The organism is Frigoribacterium sp. CFBP 13605, from assembly GCF_014839405.1.
Classification (GTDB): Bacteria; Actinomycetota; Actinomycetes; order Actinomycetales; family Microbacteriaceae; genus Frigoribacterium.
Genome location: NZ_JACYNS010000149.1, coordinates 1 through 4,822, shown reverse-complemented (window position 1 = coordinate 4,822; position 4,822 = coordinate 1). Strand labels below are relative to the sequence as shown.

Annotated in this window: 5 protein-coding genes; 3 read left to right on the top strand and 2 right to left on the bottom strand. The window is 75.0% G+C overall.

What is annotated here, in order from left to right; translation table 11 throughout:
• Positions 1-217: 217 nt before the first annotated feature.
• A complete protein-coding gene (locus tag IFT36_RS15210; protein WP_200413569.1) occupies positions 218-1,387 on the bottom strand; it encodes a BMP family lipoprotein in 1,170 nt (389 codons plus the stop codon).
• A 484-nt stretch (positions 1,388-1,871) separates the two neighbouring features.
• Here IFT36_RS15210 and IFT36_RS15205 point away from each other — a divergent pair, with 484 nt between their 5' ends.
• Both IFT36_RS15205 and IFT36_RS15200 read left to right on the top strand, forming a co-directional pair.
• Complete coding sequence (locus IFT36_RS15205; protein WP_200413568.1) at positions 1,872-2,747, top strand: Rieske (2Fe-2S) protein; 876 nt, start codon at positions 1,872-1,874, stop codon at positions 2,745-2,747.
• Between the two features lie 210 nt (positions 2,748-2,957).
• Positions 2,958-3,449, top strand: coding sequence for a hypothetical protein (locus IFT36_RS15200; protein WP_123571036.1), 492 nt, complete (start codon positions 2,958-2,960; stop codon positions 3,447-3,449).
• A 233-nt stretch (positions 3,450-3,682) separates the two neighbouring features.
• On the opposite strand, the gene IFT36_RS15195 is transcribed toward IFT36_RS15200, so the two are convergent.
• On the bottom strand, positions 3,683-4,099 hold the full coding sequence (locus IFT36_RS15195) for a hypothetical protein (protein ID WP_056044345.1): 417 nt from the start codon (positions 4,097-4,099) through the stop codon (positions 3,683-3,685).
• Between the two features lie 160 nt (positions 4,100-4,259).
• Between IFT36_RS15195 and IFT36_RS15190 the strand changes: the two genes are divergently transcribed.
• Positions 4,260-4,822 (top strand): DnaJ family domain-containing protein (locus IFT36_RS15190; RefSeq protein WP_200413567.1); only part of this gene is annotated, 563 nt, incomplete at its 3' end.

Genomic DNA, 4,822 nt, shown 5'->3' with positions numbered 1-4,822 from the left:
CGCGGCATGACGACCGACCGCGTCGTCGCCGCCGTGCGGGCCGCGGCCGCCCGGGCTGCTGCCGCCCGGGCGGCGACCTCCGTCGCTTCCTGACCCGCGCCTCCTCGTCCTGGCCCGCGAGTGGGCAGAAGGTGCTGCTCGGCTCGCGCTGACGAGCATCTTCTGCCCACTCGGCGGAGCGGCAGGGGTCGCTGCCGGGCCCGAGCCCGGGACCGGCCTACGGCTGGCTGGGCGAGGTGACCGTCACGGCTCCGCTGGCGATCTGGTCGCGCAGGGCGTCGAGCTCGTCCGACAGCTCGGGGCTGACCGACGACGCCAGGTCGTGGAACGGCGCGAGGTCGACGCCGCCGTTGTCGAGCGTGCCGACGTAGGGCTCGTTGGTGAACGAGTCGTCGGTCGACGAGACGGCGATCTGCTGGACGGCCTTCTCGGTGTCCTTGATGACGCTGGTCAGCACGATCGGCCGGTACTCGGCGGGCAGCGTGTCGTAGCCGTCGTTGTCGACCCAGATCACGTCGACGCCGCCCGTGGCGAGCGCGGCCGACGCCGCCCCCTCGCCGACCTGCCCGGCCACCGGCATGATCACGTCGGCTCCCTGGTCGATCAGCGCCTGGGCGAGCTGCTTGCCCTTGTTGACGTCCTCGAAGTCGCCGGTGAACGAGCCGTCCTGCGCCTCCTTCGTCCAGCCGAGCAGCTGCACGGTCGTGCCGTGCGCGGCGTTGTAGGCGTCGACACCGTCCGCGAAGCCGTCCATGAACAGGGTGACCGGGGGCTGGTTGCCGCCGCCGAAGGTCGCCACCTTGCCCGTCTTGCTCACGCCCGCCGCGAGGTAGCCGGCGAGGTACGAGGCCTGCGCCGTGTCGAACAGGATCGGCTTGACGTTCGGGGCGTCGACGGTCTCGTCGACGATGGCGAAGTCGATGTCGGGGTTGGCCGCCGCCTGCTCCTCGGTGGCGGGGGCGAGCTCGTAGCCGACCGTCAGCACGAAGCCGCAGCCCGAGTCGACGGCCTGCGCGACGTTCGGGGCCAGGTCGTTCTCGGTCGTCGAGACGAGCACGCGGGCCTGGATGCCGTCCTCCTTCTCGGCCTTCTGCAGGCCGGCCCAGCTCGACTGGTTGAACGAGCGGTCGTCGAGCCCGCCCGAGTTCGTCACCATCCGGGCGCAGTCCTCGCCCGCGGCGGAGGTGCTGCCGCCTCCCTCTGCGGGAGCGCTGGCACAGCCGGCGAGCAGGGCGAGACCGGCGAGGCCGCCGGCGACCCCGAGGAGGCGCGGGTGACGGAGGCGGGACGACGGGCGGTCCCCGAGGCGGGCGGGTGCGGGGCGTTCGGCCGGGCGTTCTGCGGGGCGTGCGGACGTGCGTGCGGACGTGGCGGGGCGGACGGACATGAGGCGGGACCTCCGGGAAGGGGTGTGCTGTGGGGGTGCCGGCGGTGCGGGCCGGGCGGGTGGACACAGTCAACTGCCTGCGGGGCTCCGTGCCAAGCGTGTGACGGGGGCGGGCTCCGTCGGCGGCCGGCGCCGCGCCTCCTGCGCTGGCCGCGCCTCCTGCGCTCGCCGCGCCCGGCCGACACCGCGCCTCCTGCCCTCCACGCCAGGAGATGGCCACAGCGCCAGGACTGGTCGTGGCGCCGTGACCACATGGTGGCGGGTTGGCGGGCCGCACCAGACCTCCCTGCTCTCGCCGCCACGAAGTGAACATGCCGCCACTTTTTCTCGTGGCGGAGTGTTCAGTTCGTGGCGGGCTGGCAGCGACGGTTGGCGGGCCGGCGGGCTGCGGCGGTGGTGGTGGGCGAGACGGCGGGTCGGGTGCAACGGGTGTTTGCTCGGGACAACACGAATCCACGGCCCGGACCAGCACTGGAGGCACGTCATGCGAGAACTCGGAATCGTCAGGACCCTGACCGCCCTCGAGAACGCCGAGCGGCTGGACCCGCTCGTCGACCGCGTCGCCGGCGTCGTCGACCGGGTCCTCGCGCCGCGCAGCCTGCGCGACGTGCTGCACGGCGTCCCCGCCGGCCACCCGCTGCACCCCGTGATGGTGCTCGTCCCGACCGGCGCCTGGATCAGCGCGGCCGTGCTCGACCTGCTGCCCGGGCAGGACCGGGCCGCCCGGACCCTCGTCGGCGTGGGCATGCTCGCCGTGGCGCCGTCCGCGCTCGCCGGCTTCGCCGACTGGGCCGCGACGCACGAGCAGCAGAAGCGCGTCGGCCTCGTCCACTCGGCGGCCAACCTCGTCGCGACGGCCCTGTACGGGGCCTCGTACCTGCAGCGCGTGCGAGGACGGTCGCTCAGCGCCAAGCTGCTCGGCTTCGCGGGGCTCGGTGCCGTCTCGGCCGGCGGCTTCATCGGCGGACACCTCGCCTATCGTCAGGCAGTCGGTGCGAACCACGCCGAGGACGTCCCGCACCTGGTCGCGCCCGGCTGGCACGAGATCGCCCGGGTCGACGAGCTGCCCGACCGCGAACTCACCGCCCTCGAGGTGACGGGCCAGCCCGTGGTGGCGTATCGCCACGGCGACCGCGTCGAGGTGCTGTCGGACACCTGCAGCCACCTGTCGGCGTCCCTCGCCGACGGCCGCGTCGGCACGGAACGCGGCGAGGCCTGCGTCACCTGCCCGTGGCACGACAGCGTCTTCTCGCTCGCGACGGGCGAAGTCGTCCACGGGCCGGCGACCTCGCCCCAGCCGCGCTTCGAGACCCGCGTCGTCGACGGCACGCTGGAGGTGCGGCTGCCGAACGCCGGCTGAGCCCAGCCGTCCGTCGCTCGCCGCGCCTCCCTGCCCTCGCCGCCACGAAGTGGACATCACGCCACGAAGTAAACAAGCCGCCACCTTTTTGCGTGGCGGAATGTTTAGTTCGTGGCGGGCTGGCGGGCTGGCGGGCTGGCGGGCTGGCGGGCTGGCGGGCTGGCGGGCGCGGGTGCGGCGGCGTCCAGGCGGGCGGGGCACACTGTCGGCATGTACCGAGGCCTGCCGACCATCTCGTTGCCCGAACCCGAGCGTCCGCCGTTCGTCGACCGGCTGCAGCGGGCACTCGACCTGGCCGCCGCGGAGGAGAGCGGGCGCCTGCGGGTCGTCCACTCGTGGGTCGGCGACGAGGTGCCGGGAACGACCCTGCGACGCGTCGGCTGGCAGTCGCGCGTGCTGACGATCACCGGGCCGCGACGCGCCCCCGTCGACGTCTGGTTCGATGCGGACGACGGGGACGTCAGCGTGATCGGCGACGTGTCGGTGCCGGACTGGTCGTTGCACGACGCCGAGGCCGAGTCCGCCTGCCTGGCCGCGTCCGGCCAGCTGCTGCACGACCTCGCGGCCGGTCGCCTGCCCCGCGGTCGCCGCTCGGACTTCGTCCGGTCGAGCACCGTGCTCGCCCTGATCGGCGCCGGAGCCGTGGTCGGCGCGGTCGTCGTCGACGTGCTGCGCGCCCGGGGTCGGGGCCGCTCGGTCTGACGGGCGGCGCGTCCGCACCGGACGACCCGCGCGTCCTCGCCTGACGACCCGCGCCTCCGCGGACGGGCGGCGCGTCCTCACCGGACGACCCGCGCCTCCTCACCGGACGACCCGCGCCTACGCTGACGGGCGGCGCGTCCTCACCGGACGACCCGCGCCTCCTCGCCGGACGACCCGCGCCTCCTCGCCGGACGACCCGCGCCTCCTCGGGGCGTCGTGGAGCGCCGACGCGCCTAGCGGGCGTGCCGCTCGAAGAACGCCGTCGACGGCGGCAGCAGCATCAGCAGGCAGGCGATCAGCGCGCAGATCACGGACGCCCACTCGAGCACCCCGCCGCCGCTCGCCCCGCTCACGCCGCCCAGCACCTGCAGGATCGTCAGCACGAGCAGCACGGTGCGTGCCCAGCGGCGCCCGTCGCGCATCGACCGCACGACCGCGAGCTGCACCAGGGCGACCACGATCGCGAACACGCCGCCGGCGATGTCGGCTCCGCGCGGATCGGCGAGGGCCCCGCCGGACGTCGAGACCCGCGCCGGCCCGCCGAACAGCATCAGCAGGACGGCACCGACGACGCCCAGGGCGACGACGGCGATCCACAGGGCGTACGCCGCCGAGATCGTGCGGGGGGCGGGTGGGGCGGCGTCGCGCATCGGGCCTCCTCGATCGGCGGGCGGGGCCTCCAGGGTAGGCCCGGCCACCGTCGGTGGTGCGGCGTACCCTCGACGCCACGAACCCCGAAGAGCACGAACGACCAGGAGCGACGGCCGGGCACCGTCCGCCGCCCCACGACGAGCGCAGGAGGCGCGGCGCATGGACCGAGAACCCGAACGACGACCGCAGGGTCGCGACCACCGCGTCGACGCGGCCCGCTACCGGGTCGACGGCGACGTGCCGAGCGACGACGCGCCTCGCGACACCCGCACGGCCGCCGAGATGCGGGCCTGGGCCCGCACCGCCATCGACCAGGCGATCGCCCGTGGCGAGTTCGACGACCTGCCGCTCGCCGGCAAGCCGCTGCCCGGCCTGGCCGGCGGCACGGTCGACCCCGACTGGTGGCTCCGCGGTCTGATCGAGCGCGAGGGGCTCACCGGGCTCGCCCCTCCGGCCCTGTCGCTGCGCGCCGAGAGCACGGGTCTGCACGCCGAGCTCGACCGGCTGCGCTCCGAGGCCGCCGTGCGGTCGCACCTCGAGGACTTCAACGCGCGCATCGTCGAGGCCAGGCGCCAGCTGTCCGGCGGACCCCCGGTCGTGACGCCCACGCGGGACGTCGACGGCGAGGTCCTGCTCTGGCACGAGAGGCGGCAGGCGCGCCGGGCCGCCGAGGCCGCCGCCGTGCCGCCACCACCCCCGAGCTGGCGCGAACGGCGGGCCCT

Excerpts from the sequence above, each read along its gene's own strand:
- IFT36_RS15210 (WP_200413569.1), bottom strand. The coding sequence starts at position 1,387 with ATGTCCGTCCGCCCCGCCACGTCCGCACGCACGTCCGCACGCCCCGCA.
- IFT36_RS15205 (WP_200413568.1), top strand. The coding sequence starts at position 1,872 with ATGCGAGAACTCGGAATCGTCAGGACCCTGACCGCCCTCGAGAACGCC.
- IFT36_RS15200 (WP_123571036.1), top strand. The coding sequence starts at position 2,958 with ATGTACCGAGGCCTGCCGACCATCTCGTTGCCCGAACCCGAGCGTCCG.
- IFT36_RS15195 (WP_056044345.1), bottom strand. The coding sequence starts at position 4,099 with ATGCGCGACGCCGCCCCACCCGCCCCCCGCACGATCTCGGCGGCGTAC.